Here is a 25,243-nt window from a genome sequence, read left to right on the forward strand (position 1 = left end):
GAATTCGCCGGGGGCACAGCGACGAAGGAATGGAATGAGTGCACAGAACCCCCGCCGCTGGCTGATCACCGGCGCGAACAGTGGTTTCGGCGCGGCCATCACCGCGGCCGTGCTGGCCGCCGGGGACGAGGTGGTGGCCGCGGTGCGCCGCCCCGAGACGATGGCGGAAGTCATTGCGACGCACCCGGATCAGGTGCAGGTGGTGACGCTGGACGTGCGCGACGGCGAGGCCGCCGAGCGCGCGATCAAGGAGGCCGGTCGCATCGACGTACTGGTCAACAATGCCGGGTACGGCATCGTCGGCGCGATCGAGGAGACCAGTGAGGCCGATCTGCGGGACGCCATGGAGGTGATGTTCTTCGGCCCGCTGCGCCTGACCCAGCTGGTGCTGCCGCAGTTGCGGGAACGCCGCTCCGGCGTGATCGTGCAGCTGACCAGCATGGGCGGCTTCATGTCTTTCGCGGGTGTGGGCGCGTACAGCGCCGCGAAGGGCGCGCTGGAGCTGGCCAGTGAAGCCTTGGCGGCCGAGGTGAATCCGCTCGGCATCCAGGTCCTGATCGTCGAACCGGGTGAGTTCCGTACCGGTTTCGCCCGGCCCGACGCCCTCACGTTCGGTTCGTCGATCCCCGACTATGCCGGGACCGTCGGCGCGATCCGCGACGGCCTGCCCGCCTCCGATCAGCAGCAGACCGGTGATCCGGCCAAGGCCGCGGCCGCGGTGCTGGCCACGGTCGGTCAGCGGGACGCCCCGCTGCGCCTGGCCCTGGGCCCGGACGCCGTGGGCGCGATCCGCGCCAAGCTGGCCACCGTCGCCGCGGAGCTGGACGCCACCGCGGCACTCGGCCTGAACACCGCCTTCGACGAGGCCTGAGCACCCCCGGAAACGCGAACAGCCCGCCGGTCCCCTCGGCGGGCTGTTTCATGCGTTCTGCCTACAGCGCGGTCAGCGCGGCACTCCCGGTGCTCATGGCGGTGATGATGTTGGCAAGCACGGCGAGAAGTTCCATTTGAGTTCCTCATCAATTCGGGGCGGGAAACACGCAGCCTGGGCGATGAGAGTGACGTCCGCGCGACGGCAGGGTTAACAATCCGGGGAATTTCGCGAATAATACCGATGCCCGATGTGACCGAAAATGTGTAACCGGCGTCACATACCCCTGTTACGGTGGCGCTACCGTCGTCGGGTGGGCGGCGAGCGTCTCGTCAACGGAGGTGGTCCGCATGGCCTCGGTTCTGCATTCGACTCGGCAGCGCATGGCGCACACCGGCGAGGCGCTCAGGGGATTGCGGCGGTTGCGAGAATTGGGGTTGAGCGACCCGTCGGATCCGGTGGAGACGGTGCGATTGCTCAGGGACGCACGGGTTTTCGGCCCGCCCGCCACGGCGGTGCGCCGCGCGGCCCGCATGTTCCCCGATCAGCCCGCCCTGGCCGACGAGCGGGGTGAACTCACCTACCGCGAGCTGGATCAGCAGTCCAACGCGCTGGCCCGCGGCCTGCAGCGCACCGGCGTCCGCCCCGGCACCGTGGTGGGCGTGCTGGCCCGCGACCACCGGGGCCTGATCCTCACCATGGCCGCCCTGGGCAAACTCGGGGCACGGCTGGCGCTGATGAACACCGGTTTCGCCAAACCCCAGTTCGCGCAGGTGTGTGAGCGCGAGAACGTGCGAGTCGTCTTGCACGACAGCGAATTCCTCGGCCTGCTCGACGCCCTGCCCGAGGAGCTGCCCCGCATCCTGACCTGGGTCGACGAGGGCGCCGAAATACCGTCCGGCGCGAAGACTCTGGACGAGCTGGTCGAGTCCAACGCGAAGACGCCGCTGCCCGCGCCGAAGAAGCCGGGCGGGTTCATCATCCTCACCTCCGGCACCACCGGCCTGCCCAAGGGCGCGCCGCGCGACCGCACCGGGCCGCTGTCGACCGTGCAGATGGTGGACCGCATCGATTTCCCGCAGCGGGGCACCATGGTGATCGTCTCCCCCATCTTCCATTCCACCGGCTTCGCGACCTGGCTGACCGGGTGCGCGTTCGGCAACAAGGTGGTGACCGCCCGCCGCTTCGACGCCGAGCGCACACTGCGCCTGATCGCCGAGCACCGGGCGGACATGCTGGTGGCGGTGCCGACCATGCTGCATCGAATGGTGGAGCTGGACAAGGAGATTCGCCAGAAGTACGACACGTCCTCGCTCAAGGGGATCGTGCTGGCCGGGTCGGCGTTGTCGCCGGAGCTGTCGACGCGCACGGCCGAGGTGTTCGGCCCGGTGCTCTACAACCTGTACGGCTCCACCGAGTGCGCGATCGCCTCGGTGGCGCGGCCGGAGGATCTGACCGTGGCCCCGGGCACCGCCGGGAAGGCCCCGCTCACCTGCGAGGTGGCGTTGTTCGACGACGACGGCCGCCGTGTGCTGGCCAAGAATGTCACCGGCCGCGTCTTCATCCGCTCCGGTTCCCCGTTCAAGGGCTACACCGACGGACGCAAGAAGGAGGTCATCGACGGCTACATGTCCAGCGGCGACGTCGGGCATTTCGACGACCGTGGACTGCTGTTCATCGACGGCCGCGACGACGACATGATCGTCTCCGGCGGCGAGAACGTCTTCCCGCAGGAGGTCGAGAACCTGCTGCTGGAGCGGCCCGACATCTTCGACGCGGCCGTGGTCGGCGTGGACGACGTCGAGTTCGGCAAGCGGCTGCGCGCGTTCGTGGTTCCCGAGCCGGGCGTGCGACTCGACGCCGAGGAGATCAAGGCGCACGTGAAGGCGAATCTGGCCCGATACAAGGTGCCGCGTGACGTCTTCTTCCTCGACGATCTCCCCCGCAACGCGACCGGCAAATTGCTGCGCCGCGTCCTGGTCGAATACGAGCCGCCCGCGGCCTGAATCACGGGCGGCGCTTACACACACCTTCCCGGTCCCGATCACCGCGACACGGTGGCAATCCTGGGATTCACACCACGAGCTGCGAGGTTTATTCGTAACCGTGAGTAACGGAGACCTCGGCCACATCCTCGCTGCCTGCGCTTGCTAGGGTTAGCACCGCACTGGATCTCGATGTTGTGGTCCGTCGGCGGACTCGTCCGGCCAGGGGGATCGCGGAAGGTTGTACCCATGTCACTTCCATCGGCGGGCTCGGTTCTACGCAAGGCCGGCGATACCGCACTGAGCGTCAACGCGATGGTCCGAGGGGGACTGTTCAATCCGCTGCGCCCCGATCACGCGGTGCGCTCGGCGATCAACGTGTTGAAGTTCGGCCCCTTCGCGGGCGCGGTCGTGCACGCCGCCAACACCAATCCGAAGTCCGCGGCCATCGTCGACGAGCGCGGCGAGCTCACCTTCGAGCAGCTCGACAAGCAGTCGACCGCGCTGGCCCGTGGCCTCGCCGCGCAGGGCCTGGGCCCCGGCGACGTGATCGGCGTACTGGCCCGCGACCACCGCGGCATGGTGCTGAGCCTGGTCGCCGCCGGCAAGCTGGGCGTGCGCGCGGTGCTGATGAACACCGGTTTCGCCAAGCCGCAGTTCACCGATGTGGCCGCCCGCGAGAACGTCAAGGCCGTGCTGCACGACAGCGAGTTCTTCGATCTCATGTCGGCCATCCCCGCCGAGATTCCGCGCATCCTGACCTGGGTCGACGAGAAGGACAATGCCGACCCGTCGATCCCGACCATCGACTCGGTCGCGGCCGGTCAGTCCACCGCGCCGCTGGCGCCGCCGGAGAAGCCGGGCGGCATGGTCATCCTGACCTCGGGCACCACCGGCACCCCCAAGGGCGCGCCGCGCGACAAGGTGTCGCCGTTCATCACGGCCCAGTTCCTGGATCGAATCCCGTTGCCGCGCAACAGCACCGTGGTGATGGCCGCCCCGATCTTCCACGCCACCGGCCTGTCGCAGTTCACGCTGTCGATCGCGCTGGGCAACCGGGTGGTGTTCCAGCAGCGCCGCTTCGATCCGGAGACCACCCTCGCCAACCTGGTGAAGTACCGGGCGCAGGGCCTGACCGTGGTGCCGACCATGCTGCAGCGCATCCTCGACCTGCCGCCGGAGACCCTGGCCAAGTACGACCCGAAGCGGACCCTGCGCGTCATCTTCGCCGCCGGCTCGGCCATCCCGCCGGACGTCGTCACCCGCACCCTCGACTACTTCGGCGAGACCCTCTACAACGTGTACGGCTCCACCGAGTGCGCGGTCATGACCGTGGCCACCCCGAGCGAGCTGCGCAAGGCCCCGACCACCGCGGGCAAGGCGCCGGTCGGTATCCGCATCGCGCTGTACGACGAGAACCGCAAGCGCATCAGCGGCCCGAACGTGACCGGCACGATCTTCATCGAGAACGGGCACTCGTTCAAGCAGTACACCGACGGCCGCACCAAGGAGTACGTGGACGGCCTCATGTCCTCCGGCGATGTCGGCCACTTCGACACCGACGGGCTGCTGTTCATCGACGGCCGCGACGACGACATGATCGTCTCCGGCGGCGAGAACGTCTTCCCGCAGGAGGTCGAGAACCTGCTGTCCAACCGGCACGACATCCTCGAGGCCGCCGTGGTCGGCGTCGACGACCGCGACTTCGGCAAGCGGCTGCGCGCCATCGTGGTCCCCGGCCCCGAGTCCAAGCGCGACGTGCAGGAGATCAAGGACTACGTGAAGGAGAACCTGGCCCGGTACAAGGTGCCGCGCGAGGTCATCTTCCTCGACGAACTGCCGCGCAATGCCACCGGCAAGCTGCTGCGCAAGCCGCTCATCGAGATGGAGGTCACAGAGGGCTAGCCGAATCCCCGCGCGCCCCGGCCGCTTTCGTCCGGGGCTGGGAATTCGCTGGGAGCCCTGTGGCTATTATCAGCGCGTGAGTTTCGAATCCGGCCGCCGTACGGCGCAAATCCGCAGCGATGCTGCGGTGCTGCGCGGTGGGGCGGCCGGTTCGGTTTCCGGGGCGCTCGCGATGGCCGCGCACGGCTGGATCTCGAGGGCCGCGCCCCTGGAATCGGGGCCGTTGACGCTGCTGGTCGCCGCCTCGGCCGCGGTCGGCGCGGCGGTGGCGAGCGTGCACGCGCTGCGCTCCACCGTGCCGGGTCTGGTGGTCGCCCTGATCGGCGGGCAGCTGCTGGGCCACTTCGCCATGATGTGGGGTTCGCCGGGCCGCATGCACCACATGCACCACAACGCGTCGATGTGGAGTCCGGCCATGCTGGCCGCGCACATCACGGCCGCGTGTGTGGCGGCGGTGGTCATCCTGGGCGCGGAGGCGGCCTATCGGATCGGCACCACGGTGCTGGCCCGGGTGCTGCCGCTGCCGGTTTCACTGCCGGTGCTGTCGGGGCCGCCGCGGCTGCCCATCGCGCACCGGGATCTGGTCGTGCTGCGGATCTTCGCGGCCGACGTATTCCATACCCGCGGGCCGCCCGCGCTCGTTCGAGGCTGATTCCTTACTTTCACCCGGGCACACGGACTTTCGCGTTCGTGTGATTTCGCCGTACGGCCGTGACCGGTCGCGGTGGTGTCCGGCATTCCCATGACCGTTGTGCGCGCCCGCGCGCCGTGAGGGGGTCATGGGTGCCGTCTCGACACGCCGTCGACAGGTCCTTCGCGCCCCGGGTGTTCCCTCGAACCCGAAAGACCTTTGGTGACAATCACTGACAGCGGTGTCGCGACGACACCGCCACCCTCCCCTGCCCCGACGCCGGAGCCGGCGTCCGGGAAGGCCGCGAAACGTGGCGTGGGCAATGCCTTCCAGGCGCTCATGCTGCGGCTGCACTTCTATGCGGGCGTCTTCGTGGCGCCGTTCATCCTGATCGCGGCCGTGACCGGTGCGCTGTACGCGATCTCGCCGACGCTGGAGAACATCACCTCCAGCGATCTGCTGCACACCTCGTCGACCGGGCCCGCCAAGCCGTTGAAGGAACAGATCGCGGCCGCGCAGGCCGTCGAGCCTTCGCTGGCGCTGGTGGCGGTGGCCCCGGGCCAGAACGCCGGTGACACCACGCGGGTCATCTTCAATGATCCGTCGCTGGGCGAGTCCGAGCGGCGCGCGGTGTTCGTCGACCCGGTCACCGCGCAGACCGTCGGCGACAGCGTCGTCTACGGCAGTTCGGGCGCGCTGCCCATGCGCACCTGGATCGACAAGCTGCACAAGGACCTGCACCTGGGCAAGGTCGGCCGTTTCTACAGCGAGATCGCGGCCTCCTGGCTGTGGCTGGTGGCCCTGGCCGGGCTGGTGCTCTGGTACCGGCGGGTGCGGGCGCGGCGCGAGAAGCGCTCGGCGGCCTGGCTGGTGCGCCCGGATCGGTCGCGGCCCCGCGCACGCACGCTGAATTGGCATGCGGTGGTGGGCGTCTGGATCCTGCCCGTGATCCTGCTGCTGTCGGCCACCGGCATGACCTGGTCGAAGTACGCGGGCGAGAACGTGACCGAGCTGCGCAAGGCCATGAGCTGGCAGACCCCCGCGGTCGACGCCAAGCTGCCGGGCACGTCGGGTCCGGCGATGCCGGCGGGCGGCGAGCACGCCGGTCACGGCGGCGCTCCCGCCGCCACTCCCCCGGCCGGGAAGGCGGCGCTGGCCGACACCGTGTACGGCGTCGCCCGCGCCAACGGCCTGACCGGGCCGCTGGAGATCAGTGTTCCGGCCAAGGACGGCACCGCCTTCGTCGCGCAGGAGCTGCGTCGGCCGTGGCAGTTCAGCCGCGACGCCATCGCCGTCGACGGCGCGACCGGCAATGTCACCGCCAAGCTGCCCTACGCCGAGTGGCCGCTGATGGCCAAGCTCACCAACTGGGGCATCCAGTTCCATATGGGTCTGCTGTTCGGCCTGGTCAACCAGCTGTTGTTGCTGGTCATCATGGTCGGGCTGGGCACGGTGATCGTGCGCGGATACCTGATGTGGTGGCGGCGGCGCCCGACCAAGGAGTCGAAGCTCGCCGTGGGCAAGGCTCCGCGCCGGGCGATCGCCCACGCCCCGCTGGTCGTGCTGCTGCCGCTGGCGGCCGCCGCCGCGGTGGTCGGCTGGTTCGCGCCGATGATCGGTCTGCCGCTGCTGGCCTTCCTGGTGATCGACGCGCTCGTGGGAGTGGGAGCCCGCGTGCGCGCCAAGACTGCCTAGGCGCACCGAAATCCACTGAGCGACACGGCCTCTTGGCCGTGCCGCCGGATCCTGACACCCTTTCGCAGCTCGCGTACGCGACCTGCGTCCTCTCGTGCGGACCCTGCCGCACCAACGAAAGATCGAAACCTGATGAAGCTCAACAAGTTCGCCGTGTCCGCCGCCCTCGTGACCACCGCCCTGGGTGTCACCGCCGGAACCGTGAACGCCGCGCCCGCCCCCGCGGACGCCATCAACTACACCGCCACCGCCGGCGAGAAGGACGTGGTCATTCGTACCGACGCCGGTTCCATGGGCGTCGAGAACGGCGTGTTCAAGATCAAGGGTGCGGACGGCACCACCGTCGCCGGCACCGAGTTGTCGGTCCGCGTGGACGATTTCGTCTTCCCCGTCGCCACCGAGATCAAGGACCGTGTCGCCACCCTGACCCCCCAGATCGACCTCGCGCACGCCACCTACCAGCCGGTCGCCCTCCCCTTCGAGAACAGCGCTCCCTGGAAGACCGACTACGAGCGTGAGCAGGCCGCCTGGAGCCGCATGACCAGCACCCTGTCCATGGGCGCCACCATCGGCACCCTCACCGGCGGCCTCGGCGGCGCGGCCCTCGGCTGCCTGATCGGCGGCGTCGCGGGCGCGAGCCTGGTCACCATCGGCTCCGCCGGACTGCTGGCCGCCCTCTTCGTCCCCCTCCTGGGCGCGGCGGGCACCGGCTGCCTCATCGGCGCGAGCGCCGTCGGTTTCCTCGGCACCATCGCCGGACAGGTCCTCGTGACCGCCCCGGTCGCCGTCGCCGCCGCCGTCCAGTACTTCACGACGATCACCCAGCCGACGATCCAGCCGGCGAAGTAACCCGAAACCCGCTGCCCGCCACCCGATCCCCGCATCCGCGATCCGGTGGCGGGCAACAGATCTCCCCGCGTTCACGGCCTCAGCACTCCCGCGACCGCCTGGTCATCGCCGTGCGGCACCGGTCAGGCCAGGCGGTGGGCACCGGCGGACGGTATGGCGGTGAAGATGTGGGGGCTGGGGAATCCCTTGGCGATCAAGGCTTCTCGAATCCGGCGGGAGACCGGGACAACTCGGTTCTCGTCGATGAGGGCGAGGATGCTGCCGCCGAAGCCGGCGCCGGTGAGGCGGGCGCCGTGGGCGCTGGCGGTGAGGGCCGCGGCCACGGCTGTTTCGAGGGGTGGGGCGGAGACTTCGAAGTCGTCTCGGAGGGAGGTGTGGCCGGCGGTGAGGAGGTGGGCGATGGTGCGGGGGTCGGTGGTGGAGCGCAATTGTTCGGTTATTCGCAGGACGCGGGCGTTTTCGGTGATCACGTGGCGGGCGCGGCGGCGGAGGACCGGGTCGGGGAGGCGGTCGATCTCGGCGGCGGTGGGGACGTCGCGGAGGGTGGGGACGTCCAGTTGGGCTGCGGCGGCGGCACATTCGGCTCGGCGGGTGGCGTAGGCGCTGTCCATGAGGCGGTGCGGGGCGCCGGTGTCGACGATGAGCAGGGTGAGGCCGTAGCGCGCGAGGTCGAACGGGATGTGTTCGGTCTTGCCGATGCGGGTGTCGAGGAAGAGGAGGTGGCCGGGCGTGCAGAGCAGCGCGGCGGATTGGTCGAGGGCGCCGGTGGGGACGCCCGCGTAGACGTTCTCGGCGGTGCGGGTGATGTCGATGAGTTCGGCGGTGGAGACGCTGGGGGCGAACAGATCCCGCACCGCGATGGCGACCGAACAGGTCAGGGCGGCCGAGGAGGACAGGCCCGCGCCGATCGGGACGGTGCTGTCGAGGCCGATGTCCATGCCGGGGATCTCGTGGCCACGGCGCTCGAATTCCCGGATCACGCCCAAGGGGTAGCGGGACCACGCCGGGAAGTGGGACCAGCCCGCGGTGGAGAGGTCGGCGGTGGTGGTGTCGATCGTGTCGCCGGGCGCCTGCTCGGATGCGATGCGCAGCACGCCGTCCGGTCTGGCCCGCGCGGTGCAGGTCGTACCCAGCGGCAGCGCGAGGGGCAGGACGTACCCGTCGTTGTAGTCGGTGTGCTCGCCGATCAGGTTGACCCGCCCTGGCGCCCACCAGCGTCCCGCTGTCGATTCCACGTGTCGGGCTCCTCTTCACCGGGGCGTGCGGGGCGTACGGTTCGATCTGCGGGGAGCATAGCGAGTCTCCCGAAAGCGGCCCTGCGGGTTCGCCGAACTCCCATCCGGACCGCCCGCTTTCATGTCATGATCGGTTCGGTTGCCCAATAAGTGGCAGCGCCTTTCTCGACCGGGCACTCTGCCACCGCAGTGCGGGGACCTATGCTCGTACCGCAACACACACGGTTGATGATCGGCGGTGTCTTTTCGAGTACTGCTCGGACAGGGGGGCTGGTGGGAACAGAAGTACAACCGGCCGAACGGCCGCGACGCTTCAACATCTGCTGGCGCACCGTCCTGTTCATCTGCGGCGTACTGATTCTCGGCCTACCCCTGGTGATCGATTCCAAGGCCGTGGCGCTGGGCACGCTGTTCGTGTCGGTGGCCATCAGTCTCACCATGATCGGCATGGGGGTGCGCAAGTTCCGCCCCCGCCATCCGCTGCCGTGGTACCTGCTTTCCGCGGCCGCCGTGCAATTCGCCATCGGCACCGCCCTGCGTCACGTCTCCGACTCCCAGCGGCACCCCTTCGACGACCTGTTCACCCTCAGCGGCTACTGCTGTGTCGGAGTGGCGGCGGTGCTGTGGTTGCGCCCGCGCCAGAACAGCACCGACCACGATCTGCTGCTCGATTCCGGGCTGATCGGGCTGGGCGCGCTGCTGCTGTCGTGGACCTTCCTCATCTCGCCGGTGCTGCACATGTCCCGGGACCTGGACTTCACCACCATCACCTGTGTCGCGGACCCGATCGTGGACGCGCTGCTGCTCACGGTGATCGTGCATTCGGTGATCACCTCGGCGCGTTCGGAAACCTCACTGCGCCTGGTGCATCTGGCCATGCTGGTGATCCTCGCCGGTGACCTGGCCTACAACCTGGAGACCGCGGGCTCGGCGGTGATCGGCCGCCAGATCCAATTGCTGCCCTTGCAGCTGGGATTCACGCTGATCGGCGCGGCCGCGCTGCACCCCAGCATGGTGGTGCTCGGCGGGCCGCGCGATATCCACCCGCACCGGTCCCGGCAGCGGGCCAGCATCATCGCCATCGTCATGATCGTGGCCTCGCTGGTACCGGTGGTCGGCTCCAGTCTGGACACCCTGGACCGCATCGTGGTCTCGTCGCTGTTCGCACTCCTACTAGCCGGAGTGCTGCTACGCAGCGAGCGCGCCATCGAACGCAGCGCCCGCAGCGAGCGGCGCGCGCAGTATCAGGCAGACCACGACATGCTCACCGGACTCCTGAACCGCGCCGCCCTGCTGCGGGCGCTGCATCGTAATCGGGACCGGTGGGCCGGACAGCCCCTGGCACTGCTGTTCATCGACCTGGACGGATTCAAGCGGGTCAACGACAACTACGGGCACGCGGTGGGTGACGAACTCATCGCCAATGCGGCGGCCCGGATCCGCCGGGTGATCCGCCGCGACGACGCGGCCGCCCGCTACGGCGGAGACGAATTCGTGGTGCTGGCCCCGCTGGCCCGGCCGCACGCCCTGCAGCTGGCCGAACGCCTGCTGGCCACGCTGGGCGAACCATTCGAGTTGAGCGCGGCCGAGGTGCGTATCGCGGCCAGTATCGGCATCGCGTGCTCCAAACCGCGCGAGACCGAGACCACCGTCTACGAGCTACTGCGCGAGGCCGATTCGGCCATGTACCACGCCAAGGAATACTCCCTCGGCTACATCTTCCACGACGACTTGCGGCGCAACCGCCCCGAGGCGGGCCCACGCACCTGGCAGCGCGAATCCGCGGTGTGAGCACGCGGTAGGAGTTGTGGCCCAACCCACACGAAAAGGGTTGGGCCGTCGGCCTTCAGGCCGGAGTCCGAACCATCGGGCCCGAACGCGGACGCTCGAGCCGGTCGGACGCCGCTCAGGCCAGGTCTTCCAAAAGCCGGCGGGCCGACTCGAGTTCGGCCTGTAACTGCTCCACCTTGGCCTGCTGGGCGGACCGGACCGACTCGTGGATGGAGTCGACGACCTCGGCGAATTCGGGATGCAGGATCTTGGCTGCCTGGGCGACAGCGGAACTGGTGACCACCAGGCCCTTGATGGCGCGCTTCTTGCCATTCACGACATCGAGGGTCCACTCGCCTTCGGCGGTGCCACTGAGGGTGACCGTCACCTCGGGCGTCTTCGGCTTCTTCGCGGCGGCGGCGGCATTGCGGGCCGGGCGCGAGGCCTTCTTGGCCTCGGCGGCGGGCTCGCCGGCCGGCTGCGGGGTGGCTTCCGGAGCGGGCGGGGTGCTCGGCGCGGCGGCCGGCATCGTCGCGGGGGACGACATCGTCACGGTCGGTTCCTTCCTGGTTGCCGTTCTGGGGGTTGCACTCGCCGGTTTGGCGGCGGACGCCGGCGCGGCGGCCGGCTTGGCCGGGTTCTGCCGGGCCGGCTTGGACAGGGTCACCTCGGTGGGACCGAAGGACAGCACGTCCTTCGAGCCCGTCGGCTTCACCTGCAGGAAATCGCCCTCGGACGGATCACCGAGGGACATCACCTTGCCGGAACGACCTTCCGGGACACCGACCGCCGCCGCGGTGAACCACACCATAGGCGGTCTGCCAGCGTCGATTTCCGCGGCGATCTCCCGAATCTCGGTATCCGACAAGGGCTGTGGCTTGGTACGGGTCGACATGGGCACTCCGGGGCGGACGGGGCGGACAGCTGCGTGCCAAGAGCATGCACCATGGCACCGACAAATCCACATCCGGAGAACGCGCCTGGTCACCCACGCACGGTCAGTGATCCTTCAGCTATTCCTACTGGTGCGGCCCACGGAGCATGGCCGGCGCTGGTGATCCTAGGCGTCCGCCCCTGTCCCCGCGCAACTTTCGTGACGGACCCATCCGACCCGCGCCCGAATAGCGAGTATCGATCAGAGCTGCTCGACACCACGCAGCACACACCGCACGGTCTGTGGCCGGGCCACCGGATCCAGCAGCGTCTCGGTGGTGAAGTCCTGGGTCGCGCCGGGCGCCACCAATACCTCGGTGCGCGTGCGTTCCAGATCCGCGGACTCGGGCGTCTGGAAGCTGATCACCACCAGATACCGGTGCTCCACCACATCGCGGTTGCTGACCACGGCGGTCGCCTGCCAGCCCGCGGAGGTGCCCGCGCAGGCGGTGACGAAGGCGCTGCGCTGCATTTCGGCGGTATCACCGACGGACTGCTCGGCATTGGACTGGTGCGCGTGCGTGGGTTCAGCGTGTCCGCCGTGCGCACAGCCGGTCAGTAGCGCCGCGCAACCTGACACGACACCGACTAGACCTCGGCCGGGGGTGATCATGAATCTCCCATTCCACCGCGCACTTCCGCCCCCGCACTCCTGTTGCGGCTGATTAGCCGCGGGCCGAGACTACCCCAGCTCGACCGCGTGTCGTCACATGACGGCATAGGCGTGTCGCACTGGAAAACCGGCCGTATCCTCGCCTTTCGCGGGTGTCGGAGCCCCTGCATACGATCTAGTACGTGAAGGTACTGGGAGCATGCCCCCTCGACTGCCCCGACGCCTGCTCCTGGGTGGTGGACGTCCAGGACGGCCAGGCCGCCGGCCTGCGCGGCAACAAGGAGCATCCGGTCACCCGGGGCGCGCTGTGCGTCAAGGTGAACCGCTACCTCGAGCAGGTCCACTCCCCTGAACGCCTCACCCGTCCGCTGCGCCGCGTCGGCCGCAAGGGCGAGGGCCGCTTCGAGCCGATCAGCTGGGACGAAGCGCTCGACGAGATCGCCACCCGTCTCACCGCGGTCATCGCCGAGCACGGCGGGGAAGCGGTGTGGCCGTTCCACGGCACCGGCAGCCTCGGCTTCATCCAAGGGCTGGAGGGTCTTTCCGGGCGGCGTTTCTTCAATGCGCTCGGCGCGTCCGGGCACGACCCGACCATCTGCTCCGTCGCGGGCACGGTCGGGTTGCGGTACACGCTGGGCACATCCGGCGGCATGGATCCCGAGGACCTGGCGAAGTCGAAGCTGATCCTGTTGTGGGGCACCAATCCGCTCACCTCCGGCCATCACGTCTGGAAGTTCATCCAGGACAGCGGCGCGTACACCGTCGCCATCGACCCGGTGCGCACCAAGACCGCCGAACGCTGTGACGAGCATCTCGCCCCGCTGCCGGGCACCGATGCCGCGCTCGCGCTGGGCCTCATGCACGTGATCGTCGGGCTGGGCGCGCAGGACGAGGAGTTCCTGGCCGACCACACCGAGGGCTGGCCCGAATTCCGCGCCCGCATCGCCGAGTACCCGCCCGAGCGGGCCGCCGCCATCACCGGCGTGCCGGTGGAGCGCATCGTGGCGCTCGGCGAACGGATCGCCACCACCCGCCCCACCGCCATCCGCGCCTCGCAGGGTATGCAGCGGCACGCGGGCGGCGGTATGGCGCTGCGCACCCTGGCCTGTCTGCCCGGCGTCACCGGCGACTGGGCGATTCCCGGTGGCGGGCTGCACTATTCGACCAGCGGCCACTTCCGCCTGGACATCGACGCCCTGACCCGTTTCGATCTGCTGCCGCATCCCGTGCGCACGCTGTCGATGACGCGGATGGGTGAGGCGCTGCTGGCCCCGGACGGTCCTCCGGTGCACGCGTTGTTCGTGATCAGCGCAAATCCGGTGGGCTCCAACCCCGATCAGCGCCGGGTGGTCGAGGGCCTGTCGCGCGAGGATCTGTTCACCGTGGTGCTGGAGCACTTCCCGACCGACACGGTCGACTACGCCGATATCGTCCTCCCGGCCACCATGCAGCCCGAGCACCTCGATGTGCTGGCCGCCTACGGCAATCTGTATCTGGTCTGGAACGAGCCCGCCGTGGCCCCGCCCGGCGAATGCCTGCCCACCACCGAGACCTTCCGGCGGCTGGCCCGGCGCATGGGGCTGACCGAGCCGGCGCTCTACGAGTCCGATGAGGAGCTGGCGAACCAGCTGCTGAAACAGTACGACGTGGACCGGCTGCGCGCGGACGGGTTCCTGAAGATCGAGCCGGGCCCGGTGCCCGACGGCAAGCTCCGGTTCGTCTCGGACCAGGTGGCGGCGGTGGGACACGATCCGGTGGCCGGATACACCCCGCCCGCGGATCCCGGTGACGGCCTGGTGCTCATCTCGGCGGCGTCACACTACTTCCTCAATACCGGGTTCGGTTCGAATCCCGAATTGCGTCGCCGCGCAGGCGAACTCCGCGTCGCCATCCATCCGGACGACGCGGCCGCGCGGGGTATCGCCGACGGCGATCCGGTGACCGTCGGCAATGACCGCGGCAGTTTCGAGGCCCTCGCCGAGGTCTCGGACATGGTCCGCCCGGGTGTGGCCGCGACCCCGAAGGGCCGCTGGGCCAAGCATTCCGGCGGCGCGACCGTCAACGCCACCGTCGCCGAACGGGATTCGGATTTCGGCGGTGGCGCGGTGTTCCACGACAACCGGGTGTGGATCCGCCCCCGGAACTGAGCGGTCAGGACGCGGCGAGCTGCTCCAGCACCCGCCGGGCCTGATAGTCCGCGCCCAGCTGGTTGGGGTGGAAGGGGACGGCGAGGCCGACCGGGTTGCCGGAGAACGGCAGCAGCCCCTCCACCCAGCGGGTGCCGACGGGCTGACAGGCGTCGTGGCCCGCGCTGCCGGCGTAGGTGTCGACGAATTCGACTCCCGTGCTCGAGGCGACCCGTTCTAGCATGGTGTGCAGTTCGATCAGCTTCTGCCCCAGCCAGACCGCGTCGCCGTCGGAGATCGGGATGACCGGCCAGCAGCCGCCGTCGAGGCCGATGCCCTCGAAGTAGTCGAGCAGCAGGATGCGGGCGTGCGGCGCGCGTTCGCGAATGCCCGCGATGGTGGCGGCCACGCGCGGCTCGGTCCGGGCGATGTTCTGCGACATCCGGTCGACGCCGTCGGCGACCATCGAGTTCAGGCAGGGGCTGATGGCGGGGTCGAGGGTGATGCAGTCGGTGACGATGGCCGCCAGATTCGCGTCGTTGCCGCCGATTTCGAGGGTGACCAGGTCGGTCGACTCGGTCAGCGAGTCGAACTGTGGTGCGTTGGACCCGAGCGCGGTGTGCTGCGGCTGGGTCATATTGGCGGTGACCGCGCCGCCGCAGGTGGCGTCGCGGAAGACCGGCACGGCCAGCGCCGCGGCCACCTGTTTGGCGTAGTTGTGGGCGCTCTGCGCGCAGGGCGCGGGGGTGAACGCGGTGCTGAGCTGGCTGAGGGTGGCGTCGGCGGCCCAGGAGTCGCCCAGGGCCACATATTCGTTGATCGTGGCGGCGGGCGGTTCGGCGGACGCGGCCCCCGCGGGCAGGACGGCGGCGAGGGCGGCGGCGGTGAGCAGTGCGCGCGAGGTCTTCATGTCTGGTCTCCCCTGGATCAGTCCCAATACCGAAGAGGGGACTGTTTTCAGTGCGGAACCTAGCAGTTGGACCGTCGTCCTGCTCGCCGAAGTCTCAAACCCGGTCCGCCACCTCCCGCAGCTCCGCGCCCACCATCTCCCTGCGGTCGACGCTCGCCGCCTCCATCCGCTCGTACCCGAGCAGGACATCGTGCGCCACTTCGCCGTCCGCCACGGTGACCCGGCTGAAGGCGGCCGGATAGCCGCGGGCCATCACGGTGTAGCGGCCCTCGGCGAGATCCGGCACCACGTAGTGGCCGGTGTCGTCGGTGCGGGTGACAGCGATCAGGTCCCCGGCCTCGTCGAGCACGGTGATCTGGGCGTCGGGGATGCCGTCGCCGCGCTCGTTGCATGCCGATCCGGCCAGGACCGCGCGCGGCGCGAGTTCGATGTCGTGGCGCAGCATTCCGCTGTCGGGCACGGTGAGGGTGACCGCGGACGGCCGCATGTGCTCGGCCACCGCGACCAGCGTGTAGGTCCCGGCCAGCACGCCGCGGCAGATGAAGTCGCCGTCGGCGGTGGTGACGGCCGAGCCGACCACGTCACCGAAGTGATCGGTCAGGGTGATGGTCGCGTCGCCGAGCGGCGCGCCCCGGCCCGCCGACCGCACGACGCCCGACACCTCGCCGGAGCCGAGCAGGGCGACATCGAGCCGATGCGGGCGGCTACCGACCGAAATGCTCACCGCGGCGGGCTGATAGCCGTAGGCGGACACGATCAGCACGTACCCGCCCGTCCGAGGCGCACCGATCAGGTACTCGCCGTCCGCGTCGCCGACGGCCCGCGAGACCTGACGTCCGCGCTGGTCGATCAGGGTGAGCACGGTGTCGGGCACCGACTGCCCGTCCTCCCGGTGCACCCGGCCCGACACCGACAGCCCCGGCGCCTCCTCGAACACGAACTCCGGCTCCGCGTCGAACTCCGGGTCCGGTTCGAGCTCCGGCTCGACGAGCTCCTCCTCGGCCACCGCGACCGGTACCGGAGTGTCCTGCAGCGGAATCTCTTTCATGAACAGCAGCACGACCGCCGCCACCACCGCGACGGCGGCGGCCACCGCGAACACCCCGCCCATGGCGTGGGTGAATCCGGTCAGAATGGGTGTGCGCACCTGCTCCGGCAGGTCCGCGATGCCGCTGGTATTGGCCTCGATCCGCCCCAGCTGCGCGGCGTCGAAGCCGGGTGGCAGCTGACCGCCGAAGGCCGCCAGGATCTTTCGCGGCAGCAGGTTGAACAGGATGGTGAGGAACACCGCGACCCCGAGGGTGCCGCCCATCTGCCGGAAGAAGGTGGCCGACGCGGTGGACACGCCCATGTCGGCGCGCGGTCCGGCGTTCTGGGCGGCGATGATCAGCGTCTGCATGCAGCCGCCCAGGCCGAAACCGATGACGCCGCAGTACAGCAGCGGCTGCCACAGCGGGCTGTCGAAGCGGACCAGCGCGAACAGCACCGATCCGGCGGCGATGATCAGCGAGCCCAGGATCGGCAGCGCCTTGTAGCGCCCGGTGAACTTGGTGACCAGCCCGGACAGTTGCGCGCCCAGCATGATGCCCAGCACCAGCGGCAGCATGAAAAGCCCGGAGCGCGTGGGTGAGTACCCGCGCACCACCTGGAAGTACAACGGCACCAGCACGATCGCGCCGAACATGGCGACGCCGACGATGAACCCGCCCAGGATGGCGATGCTGAAGGTGCGACTGCGGAACAGCCGCAAGGGAATCAGCGCGGAGTCCTTCATGAGCAGTTCCACGATGAGGAAGGCGGTCAGCCCGGCGGCCGCGATGCCGTAGCAGAGCAGCGCGTGCTGCGACCTCCACCCCCATTCGCGCCCCTGCTGGGCGACGATGAGCAGCGGAACCGTGCCCGCCGCAAGGGTTATCGCCCCGAGCCAGTCGGTGCGGTGGCGGTGCCGTTCGAAGGGCACGTCGAGCACCTTGCCGACCACCACCAGCGCGAGCGCGCCGATCGGCACGTTCACCAGGAACACCCAGCGCCAGCCGGACAGTCCGAGGATGTGGTCGGCGTTGGAGAAGAAGCCGCCCAGGACGGGGCCCAGCACCGTGGCGATGCCGAAGACCATCATGAAATAGCCCTGGTACCTGACCCTTTCGCGGGGCGGCACGATATCGCCGATGATGGTGAAGGCCAGCGACATGAGCCCGCCCGCGCCGACGCCCTGCAGCGCGCGGAATCCCGCCAGCTGGTACATGGAGGTGGCGAAGGTGCAGGCCACCGAGCCGAGTACGAAGACGCCGATGGCGATGAGGTAGCAGGGTTTCCGGCCGTAGATGTCGGCCAGCTTGCCGTAGAGCGGCGTCGAGATGGTGGCGGTGATCAGGTAGGCGGTGGTGGCCCAGGCCTGTTTGTCGAAGCCGTGCAGGCTGTTGGCGATGCGGACGATCGCCACGCTGACGATGTTCTGGTCCAGCGCCGCGAGGAACACCCCGAGCAGCAGGCCGGACAGGATGGTCATGATCTGGCGGTGCGAGAGTGTTCTCTCGGCCGGCGCCGAGGGCTCGCTCGGCGCTGATTTCTCGGTGGTCGGTGCGACCCGGACCGGCGCTGCCACCCGCGACGGGGTGGATACCGATGCCTGGGTAGAGCTGTTTGGCATGTTTGGGGCCCTTGTCGGATTTCGGCTTGCCGTACGTGCGGTGCTACTCGAAAAGACCTCGCCATGAAGCAATTCGGGCAGCTTACTCCCGCCGATCGGGGCCCCTCACAGGAGGTGGTGGTTACGCCTCCGTTTGCGCGTAGAGCGGAATGCCGGTGTGGAAGAAGCGAATGAGGCGGCCGATGCGCACGCAGTGGTCGGCCGCGCGCTCGAAGTGGTGGGCCAGCAGGGCGATGTCGATGGCCATGGCCGAGCCGTGCGCCCAGCCGTCGTCGGCGGCGAGCTCCACCAGGCGGCCGCGCAGGCGCTCCAGGTTCTCGTCACGCGGGATCAGCACGCGGTCGCGCGGCGGGTTCTGCGCCGCAATGACTCTCACCGAGCCGGTGGCGAGATGCGTGACCGCGCCGGACATTTCCACCAGCAGGTCCAGGACGTGCTCGGGGGCCACCGGGTTCGGGTAGCGACGCACCACCACGTCGGCGACGCGGCTCAGCGATCGGCTCACCGCCAGCAGGTCGTCGGCGATCTGCATGGCGGTGATGACCTGGCGCAGATCGCGGGCCACGGGGGCCTCCAGAGCCAGCAGGATGACCGACCGGTCCTCGCATTTGGCGTGCTCGATCTCCACTTGCTCCTCGAGCGCGAACACCTCGTACGCGGCCGTCAGGTCGGCGCCGAGGAGCGCCGCCGTGGCCCGCTCGGAGGCCTCCTGTGTCAGCTGCGCCATATGCGCGAGCTCCTCGGTCAGCGCCATCAGTTCGCTGGAGAATTTCGTGCGCACTCGCATATCTTGGCCGCCCTCCCGCATGCCTGCACACTATCGCGGGAAAACCTTTCTCTCCGAATGGGTCTCGGTTTCGTTCATCAGAAGTAAACAGACCGTCCAGATTTGTCAGATTTGTCCACCAAAAGTTCGATTTGACCTGCTTCGGTGGGTCGTAACCGGAAAGACCCGCCGGTAACCGAGACTGGCCCGGTGGCCGCCGACACTCCAGACCCGCCGCAGCGGACCGCCATGCCCGCGTGGCTCCCCCGCGCCATGGTGCTCGCGCTGGCCCTGCTCGGACTGTTCGAGCTCGCCAATTGGGCGGCGCACCAGCTCATCGGGATCGCGATCATGATGACGGTGGCGTTCTTCGTGTCGCTCGCCATGGAGCCGGCGGTGGACGGGCTCGCCGGGCGCGGGGTGAATCGCGGACTGGCCACCGGACTGGTGTTCGTCATCGTGTTCGCGTGCACCGCGGGATTCCTCGCGACGCTGGGCGTGCTCCTGGTCGAGACCGTGTCCCATGTGGTGAGCGAACTGCCGCGGCTGGTCGGCGAATTGGTGGATTGGGTCAATCGCGTATTCCACCAGAATTTCACCTTGGATCAGTTGCGCGATCGGCTGTTCAAGGACTCGGACATCATCAGTTCCTATGCCGCGCGTGCGGCCGACAATGTGTGGGGGCTGTCGAGCACGGTGCTGGGCGGGCTGGCGCAGTTCATCACCATCGCGCTGTTCAGCGTGTACATGACCGCCGACGGGCCCAAGCTGCGACGCTCGGTGTGCTCGCTGCTGCCGCCCGCGAAACAGGGTGCGGTGCTGCATGCCTGGGACCTGGCCATCGACAAGACCGGTGGGTATCTCTATTCGCGGGCGCTGCTGGCGGTCATCTCCGCCGTCGCGCACGGGGCGTTCCTGTGGCTGCTCGACATACCCAACGCGCTGGCGCTGGGCATCTGGTTCGGTGTGGTGGCCTCGTTCGTGCCGACCATCGGAACCTATATCGCGGGTGTGCTGCCGATCCTGGTGGCGCTCACCATCAGACCGCTCGACGCGGTGTGGATTCTGCTGTTCGTGGTGGTCTACCAGTGGATTCAGGACTATGTGCTGCAGCCGCGGATCACCGCGCGGACGGTGGACGTGAATCCGGCGGTGGCACTGCTGTCGGTGATCATGGGCGGGGCGCTGCTGGGGGCGGTGGGGGCGCTGCTGGCCATTCCGGCGACCGCCACCTTGCAGGCGTTCCTCGGGGAGTACGTGAAGCGGTACGAGGTCAGCGAGGATCCGCGGATCGAGCGCAAGGGCGGGGCTCGCAAGCAGCGCAAACTGGACGAGGCCGCGGCGAAGGAGTCCGAGAAGTCCGGGGACTAGGCGCGGACCGGGACGGCGTCCTCGGGCCGCTTGGCCCGCGCGGTGCCCAGGATGGAGCCCAGGATCACCAGCGGGAAGCCGATCGCCATGCCGGCGGTGAGCGGCTCGTTCAGCAGCGAGACGCCGATCAGCAGGGCCACGGCCGGATTGATGTAGGTGATGACCGTGGCGCGGGACGGGCCGACCTCGCCGATGAGGGCGAAGAAGACCACGAACGCCAGCGCGGTGCACAACAGGCCCAGCCCGACCACCGACCAGGTCGCGGCCGCCGGGAAATGAGACGGCAGGCGCCACAGCGCGAACGGCAGGTACAGGGTGGCCGCGAAGACCAGCGACGCGGTGACCACGCCGATCGGCGGTAGCTCTTTCAGCTTGCGGTCGATGATGATCGGGCCCAGGGCGTAGCCGATCACGCTGACCCCGATGGCGGCCAGCGCGCCCAGATTCGACATATCGATATCCAGACCGACCAGTGCGGTCACACCCGCGAAGCCGATCACCAGGCCGAGGACGCGGCGTGTCTCGAGACCCTCGTGTCCGAGGCGGGTGGTGATCACGATCGCGATCAACGGGACCGCGGCGATGAGCAGCCCCACCGTCGAACTGGTCAGCCGGGTCTCCGCGTGCCCGATCAGCAGCCACGGCCCGGTGATCTCGACCAGCGTGTAGACCAGCACCCACCGCCACTCCCGCAACACCGGCCACAGCACCTTCGTGAACAGCGCGACCGGCAGCAGCACCAACGCACCCAGCAGCGTCCGCCCGAACGCCACGAACACCGGATCGAACTCCCCCACCGCCACCCGGATCATCGCGTACGGCACGCCCCAGATAACGCCCATACCCAGGAACAACAGCCATCCGCGCCTACTCACCGCACACTCCTTCCGATCCCGGGAGCGTAGGGCACGCCGCCGACACGCTGAACCAGTCGTCCGAACTCGGCCGCCCGACGAAGTATTTCGGTGAGGGATGCGAGACCGGCAACCGAGACGAACCCGGTGCCGAGAGCGAGACACTCGTGGAATCGGGTCGGCGCCGTTGTCGCGGTCACGGCGGCCGCGATCGGCTCGAGCGTCACCCCGGCCTGGGCAGCCCCGATCGACAGACCACCAGAGTCCACCTCCGGGCCGGCCCGGCACAGCGGGACAGGGCAACTCTCCGAACGGCCACATCGCCTCGGAGCCGCGCTGACATCGACCACACTCGAACCGGTGCTGGACTGCGTGCCATCACCGGCCCAACCGAATCCCGTTGTGGTGCTGGGCGGTTTCGGGGCAGTCGGAGACATCCGCGGCACGCTGGAAATGCAGATGTCCGGAATCACCACCGGCATAAGAGATCTCGGCGGCTGCCCCTTCATCTTCGGCTACGGAATCATCGGCCCGATGCAAGCAGCGGCACCGGTAGCGGAGTCAGCGGACCAACTGGGGGCGTTCATCACGAAACTGCTCGCCACCACCGGAGCCACCCATGTCGACATCGTCGCCCATTCCTCAGGCGCCCTGGTAGCGAACTACTACCTGAAATTCCTCCACGGCGGCCCCCACGTCGACCGCGCAACCTACCTCGCCCCGGTCACCACAGGCACAACCGCCGCCACCCTGATCGGCGGCCTCGACCTCCCAGGCTCCCCCGAAGGCCTCACCGCAATCCTCGACAACCCCGCAGACCCCCTGCGCTCCACCATCTTCGCCGGAGTAGCAGGCGCCCTCGACTGCCTAGCCGGATCCCAAGTCACCCAAGCCCTCCTCACCGACGGACTAACCGTCCCCGGCGTCATCTACGCAGTCCTCGCCACCCACCGCGACCAAGTCCTCACCCCACCCGGCCCAGCCTCCTTCATCAACGACCCCCGCGTAGAAAACGACTACTTCGAAGACCTATACCCCCAAGCGAGCCCCTCCACCCACGCCACCCTCCCCATGCAACCCGAAGCAGCACAATGGGTCATCAAACAACTCCTCACCGAATAGCCAGACCCCTTCCCCGGCCAGCCCCGTCGCGATGGACGTGGTCATCGGACAAGCCGCACTGCACCATCGCGAAGGAGTACGAGCGTGAATAGCGAACTACCCGTGCCGAACTGGTTCAAAAGCAGCTACAGCCAACCCCAAGGCGAATGCGTCGAAGTCGCTTTCCTCGACTCCGGCAGAATCGGTGTCCGCGACTCCAAAAACCCCACCGGACCGGCCCTTACCTTCAACCCCAGCGAGTGGGACGTCTTCACCCTGGGGGTCAGAGACGGCGAGTTCGACCGACCGTAGATCTTCTGTGGGATACCGGAGGTGTGGTCGCGCGGCATCCGAAATGCTGTGTCGGTCAGGGCTTCAGGATGATTTTGCCGTGGGTGTGTCTGCGTTCGAGTTCGGTGTAGGCCTCGCGGACCTGCGTTAGGGGGTAGACGTTTGCGATGGGGACTTCCAAGTGGCCGGCGGCAATCAGGGTGGCGAGTTCGGTGAGGATCTCGGCGCCTGGTCTGGGGTTGGGGCCGGGCTCGGTTTTGACGCCATGTTTCGCGGCTGCTGCGAAGTCGGCGATGGTGTTGATCCGGTCGCGGGGAACCCCGAGGGTGAGGGCCAGGTCGACGTAGCCGGTGCCGTGGGTGTCGATGAAGGCGTGGATGCGGTTGGGGGCGGTGGCCTTCAGGCGGTCCGCTACGGCGTCGCCGTACTCGAGGGGGATGACGCCATGGCGTCGCAGCCACTCGTGGTTGGGCTTGCTCGCCAGGCCGATGACCATGGCACCGGTACGGCTTGCGAGTTGGACGGCGAGGGAGCCGACTCCTCCGGCTGCTCCGGAGATCACGACACACTCGCCCGGCTCCAGCTGAACGGAATGGACTGCGCCCCAGGCTGTCACGCCGGCGACGTAGAGGCCGCCCGCCACCTCCCAGGAGACGTTCTTCGGCTTGGGGACGAGTTTGTCGACGTCGACCAGGACCAGCTCCGCTTGGGCGGACCGCCGGTCGGAGAATCCGATCACCTCGTCGCCGACTGCGAATCGGTCTGCTCCGGAACCGATTTCGGCGACGACTCCGGCGAGATCGCTGCCCTGGCCGGATGGGAAGGTCGAGGGGAAGATGTGCGCCATCACGCCGGTGCGGATGGCCGCCTCACCGGGGTTGATGCCGGCGGCCCGCACCTCGACGAGGACTTGCCCGGGGCCGGGTACGGGGCGGTCGACCTCGTCGATCCGCAGGACGTCGATCCCTCCGAATTCGTTGTACCTGACTGCCTTCGGCATGGTCTTCACCAGGGCACCACGCCGGCGTCGTCGAAGAATCCGCCGGTCGGGCCGTCGTCGGGCAGGGTCGCCAGGCGGATCGCGATCGCCGCGCCCTGCTCTGGCGTGCGGATGCCTCGGAAGCCGTTGAGGTCGGTGGCGGTGAAACCGGGGCAGCCGGAGTTGATCAGGATATTGGTGTCGCTCAGTTCCTTGACGTATTGGATCGTGACGGCGTTGAGAAACGTCTTCGATGCCATGTACGCGGTGATGGCAAAGGAACCGATCTCGGTACTGGGCAGGCCGGGCGTGGTTTGCAGGGTGAGAGAACCGACGCTGCTGGACATGTTCACGATGCGCGGAGAGGCAGACACGCGCAGCATCGGCAACATCGCGTTGGTGACGCGAACGACGCCGATCACATTGGTGTCCACTACGTTCCGCAGGATCGCGGGATCCACCGTGGTGGGTGTCTGTGGATGATCGCCGGCGACCGCGGCATTGTTGACCAGAACGTCGAGCCCTCCGGCTTGCTCGGCGATCAACTCGGCCGCGGCCGCCACACTCGCGTCGTCGGTTACATCGAGCGGCACGCCGAAAGCGTCGATCCCCGCCGCACGCAGCTTCTCCACGGCGATGTCGCGGCGTTGCTCATCCCTCGCGCCCACACCGATTCGCCAGCCGAGAGCGCCCAGGCCCGCGGCGATCTCGTATCCGATTCCCTTGTTCGCGCCGGTCACCAGCGCGATCTTCCGATCACTCATACCGTCGACCATGCGGCAAATCTGGTTCGGTCGTCCAAGACCGATTGGGTGGACGGCGATACCGCACGGGTATCGGTCGTGGTAGACGCCGGATTCGATAACCTGATGGAGACGCGCGAATTGCGATACTTCGTCGTCGCCGCCGCCGAGGAACGTCGGCGATCTCACGCGCCGTCCAGGGCCGCTTCCCGGATCCGCGGGTCGACCGATTCGTCCATGGACGGGATCATCGCAGCCCCTCCTCGTCGTCGATGACGTCCTGGATCGCGTCGATCTGCTCCTGAACGACCTCGGCGCGCGCCACCAACTCGACGCGGTCGGGCTCGGTGAGGCTCTCGGCACCGAGCTTCTCGAAAACGCAGGAGAGCGCTGACCGCAGATCTTCCAGCTTGCTGTCTGACTCCACGGGACCTCACCCTACGTCCGAACCTGGCGCACATCCGCTCCTGCGACACTCCTGTCGCGACGCTCACTCTTGAACACGTTCAAAAAATGACCTAGCCTCCTAGTTGAACACGTTCAAATCAGCGAGGAGCTGGGGAAATGAACCTTGTCGTCGTCACATACGCGGCCTACACGACCATCAGCCTGGCGGTCACCTTCTGGGTGGCACGGGTCCTGCATCGCACCGGCGCACGGTTTCTGGTGGATGTCATGAACGGGGACAGCGACCTCGCCGAGGCGGTGAATCATCTGTTGGTCATCGGGTTCTGGCTCGTCAACGCGGGATTCGTGGCACTGGCCTTGCGCATCAGCGTCCCGGTCGACGACGCGCGCGTGGCCATCGAGGAGCTCGCCAGCAAACTCGGCCTGGTCCTGCTCGTTCTCGGCGGCATGCACTTCGCGAACCTGATCGCCCTGAACAAGATCCGGCGCAGCAGGCACAACGAGCAGCAGGCCGATGTCCCCCCGGTCGTGTTCGACGCCGCCCAACTAGCCTGAGC

The 25,243-nt window shown here is 68.4% G+C and carries 23 protein-coding genes; 13 read left to right on the forward strand and 10 right to left on the reverse strand.

Features of this window, described 5'->3' with window-relative positions; genetic code table 11:
- Positions 1-34 precede the first annotated feature (34 nt).
- The 6 genes from ABZ382_RS10735 to ABZ382_RS10760 all read left to right on the forward strand — a co-directional run bounded on the left by ABZ382_RS10735 (position 35) and on the right by ABZ382_RS10760 (position 7,936).
- Positions 35-871, forward strand: a complete 837-nt coding sequence (locus tag ABZ382_RS10735; RefSeq protein ID WP_357086676.1) for an SDR family NAD(P)-dependent oxidoreductase — start codon at positions 35-37, stop codon at positions 869-871.
- Between the two features lie 350 nt (positions 872-1,221).
- Positions 1,222-2,877 carry an acyl-CoA synthetase gene (locus tag ABZ382_RS10740; protein ID WP_357086678.1) on the forward strand — a complete coding sequence of 552 codons (1,656 nt, stop codon included), beginning with the start codon at positions 1,222-1,224 and terminating at the stop codon, positions 2,875-2,877.
- 228 nt (positions 2,878-3,105) lie between these two features.
- Positions 3,106-4,761: an acyl-CoA synthetase gene (locus ABZ382_RS10745; protein ID WP_357086680.1), complete on the forward strand. Its 1,656-nt coding sequence runs from the start codon at positions 3,106-3,108 to the stop codon at positions 4,759-4,761.
- A 76-nt stretch (positions 4,762-4,837) separates the two neighbouring features.
- Positions 4,838-5,413: a hypothetical protein gene (locus ABZ382_RS10750; RefSeq protein WP_357086682.1), complete on the forward strand. Its 576-nt coding sequence runs from the start codon at positions 4,838-4,840 to the stop codon at positions 5,411-5,413.
- A 201-nt stretch (positions 5,414-5,614) separates the two neighbouring features.
- On the forward strand, positions 5,615-7,087 hold the full coding sequence (locus ABZ382_RS10755) for a PepSY-associated TM helix domain-containing protein (protein ID WP_357086684.1): 1,473 nt from the start codon (positions 5,615-5,617) through the stop codon (positions 7,085-7,087).
- 132 nt (positions 7,088-7,219) lie between these two features.
- The gene (locus ABZ382_RS10760; RefSeq protein ID WP_357086685.1) at positions 7,220-7,936 is read left to right on the forward strand and encodes a hypothetical protein; all 717 of its coding nucleotides are present in this window, start codon (positions 7,220-7,222) and stop codon (positions 7,934-7,936) included.
- A gap of 122 nt (positions 7,937-8,058) precedes the next feature.
- Here the strand turns inward: ABZ382_RS10760 and galK are convergent, their stop codons facing one another.
- Entirely contained in the window at positions 8,059-9,171 is a 1,113-nt protein-coding gene (galK, locus tag ABZ382_RS10765) for a galactokinase (RefSeq protein WP_357086687.1), read from the reverse strand.
- Positions 9,172-9,444: 273 nt separating this feature from the next.
- On the opposite strand from galK, the gene ABZ382_RS10770 reads away from it, so the two are divergent.
- On the forward strand, positions 9,445-10,962 hold the full coding sequence (locus ABZ382_RS10770; protein ID WP_357086689.1) for a GGDEF domain-containing protein: 1,518 nt from the start codon (positions 9,445-9,447) through the stop codon (positions 10,960-10,962).
- A gap of 115 nt (positions 10,963-11,077) precedes the next feature.
- On the opposite strand, the gene ABZ382_RS10775 is transcribed toward ABZ382_RS10770, so the two are convergent.
- Together ABZ382_RS10775 and ABZ382_RS10780 are read right to left on the reverse strand one after the other, a co-directional pair.
- The gene (locus tag ABZ382_RS10775) at positions 11,078-11,836 is read right to left on the reverse strand and encodes a DUF6319 family protein (protein ID WP_357086691.1); all 759 of its coding nucleotides are present in this window, start codon (positions 11,834-11,836) and stop codon (positions 11,078-11,080) included.
- A gap of 240 nt (positions 11,837-12,076) precedes the next feature.
- A complete protein-coding gene (locus tag ABZ382_RS10780; RefSeq protein ID WP_357086693.1) occupies positions 12,077-12,454 on the reverse strand; it encodes a hypothetical protein in 378 nt (125 codons plus the stop codon).
- 215 nt (positions 12,455-12,669) lie between these two features.
- Here ABZ382_RS10780 and ABZ382_RS10785 point away from each other — a divergent pair, with 215 nt between their 5' ends.
- Positions 12,670-14,634, forward strand: a complete 1,965-nt coding sequence (locus ABZ382_RS10785) for a molybdopterin oxidoreductase family protein (protein ID WP_357086695.1) — start codon at positions 12,670-12,672, stop codon at positions 14,632-14,634.
- A gap of 4 nt (positions 14,635-14,638) precedes the next feature.
- Here the strand turns inward: ABZ382_RS10785 and ABZ382_RS10790 are convergent, their stop codons facing one another.
- Both ABZ382_RS10790 and ABZ382_RS10795 read right to left on the reverse strand, forming a co-directional pair.
- Complete coding sequence (locus tag ABZ382_RS10790; protein WP_357086697.1) at positions 14,639-15,523, reverse strand: SGNH/GDSL hydrolase family protein; 885 nt, start codon at positions 15,521-15,523, stop codon at positions 14,639-14,641.
- Positions 15,524-15,617: 94 nt separating this feature from the next.
- Complete coding sequence (locus tag ABZ382_RS10795; protein WP_357086699.1) at positions 15,618-18,032, reverse strand: MFS transporter; 2,415 nt, start codon at positions 18,030-18,032, stop codon at positions 15,618-15,620.
- Between ABZ382_RS10795 and ABZ382_RS10800 the strand changes: the two genes are divergently transcribed.
- A complete protein-coding gene (locus ABZ382_RS10800) occupies positions 18,025-18,240 on the forward strand; it encodes a hypothetical protein (RefSeq protein ID WP_357086700.1) in 216 nt (71 codons plus the stop codon). The two genes, ABZ382_RS10795 and ABZ382_RS10800, sit on opposite strands and share 8 nt — an antisense overlap.
- Before the next feature lie 54 nt (positions 18,241-18,294).
- Here ABZ382_RS10800 and ABZ382_RS10805 read toward each other — a convergent pair whose 3' ends face one another.
- Entirely contained in the window at positions 18,295-18,954 is a 660-nt protein-coding gene (locus tag ABZ382_RS10805; RefSeq protein WP_357086702.1) for a PhoU domain-containing protein, read from the reverse strand.
- Between the two features lie 195 nt (positions 18,955-19,149).
- Here ABZ382_RS10805 and ABZ382_RS10810 point away from each other — a divergent pair, with 195 nt between their 5' ends.
- Positions 19,150-20,310 carry an AI-2E family transporter gene (locus tag ABZ382_RS10810; protein WP_357086704.1) on the forward strand — a complete coding sequence of 387 codons (1,161 nt, stop codon included), beginning with the start codon at positions 19,150-19,152 and terminating at the stop codon, positions 20,308-20,310.
- Here ABZ382_RS10810 and ABZ382_RS10815 read toward each other — a convergent pair.
- A complete protein-coding gene (locus ABZ382_RS10815) occupies positions 20,307-21,185 on the reverse strand; it encodes a DMT family transporter (RefSeq protein WP_357086706.1) in 879 nt (292 codons plus the stop codon). The two genes, ABZ382_RS10810 and ABZ382_RS10815, sit on opposite strands and share 4 nt — an antisense overlap.
- A 339-nt stretch (positions 21,186-21,524) precedes the next feature.
- Between ABZ382_RS10815 and ABZ382_RS10820 the strand changes: the two genes are divergently transcribed.
- Positions 21,525-22,286: a hypothetical protein gene (locus ABZ382_RS10820; RefSeq protein WP_357086708.1), complete on the forward strand. Its 762-nt coding sequence runs from the start codon at positions 21,525-21,527 to the stop codon at positions 22,284-22,286.
- 84 nt (positions 22,287-22,370) lie between these two features.
- On the forward strand, positions 22,371-22,577 hold the full coding sequence (locus ABZ382_RS10825; RefSeq protein ID WP_357086710.1) for a DUF397 domain-containing protein: 207 nt from the start codon (positions 22,371-22,373) through the stop codon (positions 22,575-22,577).
- Positions 22,578-22,632: 55 nt separating this feature from the next.
- Here the strand turns inward: ABZ382_RS10825 and ABZ382_RS10830 are convergent, their stop codons facing one another.
- From ABZ382_RS10830 to ABZ382_RS10840, 3 genes are read right to left on the reverse strand one after another with little or no spacing between them, the layout of a single operon-like run.
- On the reverse strand, positions 22,633-23,556 hold the full coding sequence (locus tag ABZ382_RS10830; protein WP_357086712.1) for an NADP-dependent oxidoreductase: 924 nt from the start codon (positions 23,554-23,556) through the stop codon (positions 22,633-22,635).
- 5 nt (positions 23,557-23,561) lie between these two features.
- On the reverse strand, positions 23,562-24,467 hold the full coding sequence (locus ABZ382_RS10835) for an SDR family oxidoreductase (RefSeq protein WP_357086714.1): 906 nt from the start codon (positions 24,465-24,467) through the stop codon (positions 23,562-23,564).
- Positions 24,468-24,525: 58 nt separating this feature from the next.
- Positions 24,526-24,705 (reverse strand): hypothetical protein, encoded by a 180-nt coding sequence (locus tag ABZ382_RS10840; RefSeq protein ID WP_357086716.1) that lies wholly within the window; start codon positions 24,703-24,705, stop codon positions 24,526-24,528.
- A gap of 137 nt (positions 24,706-24,842) precedes the next feature.
- Here ABZ382_RS10840 and ABZ382_RS10845 point away from each other — a divergent pair, with 137 nt between their 5' ends.
- Positions 24,843-25,241 (forward strand): hypothetical protein, encoded by a 399-nt coding sequence (locus ABZ382_RS10845; RefSeq protein WP_357086718.1) that lies wholly within the window; start codon positions 24,843-24,845, stop codon positions 25,239-25,241.
- Positions 25,242-25,243 lie beyond the last annotated feature (2 nt).

Origin of the sequence: Nocardia sp. NPDC005825 (assembly GCF_040630175.1) — a bacterium.
GTDB lineage: Bacteria > Actinomycetota > Actinomycetes > Mycobacteriales > Mycobacteriaceae > Nocardia.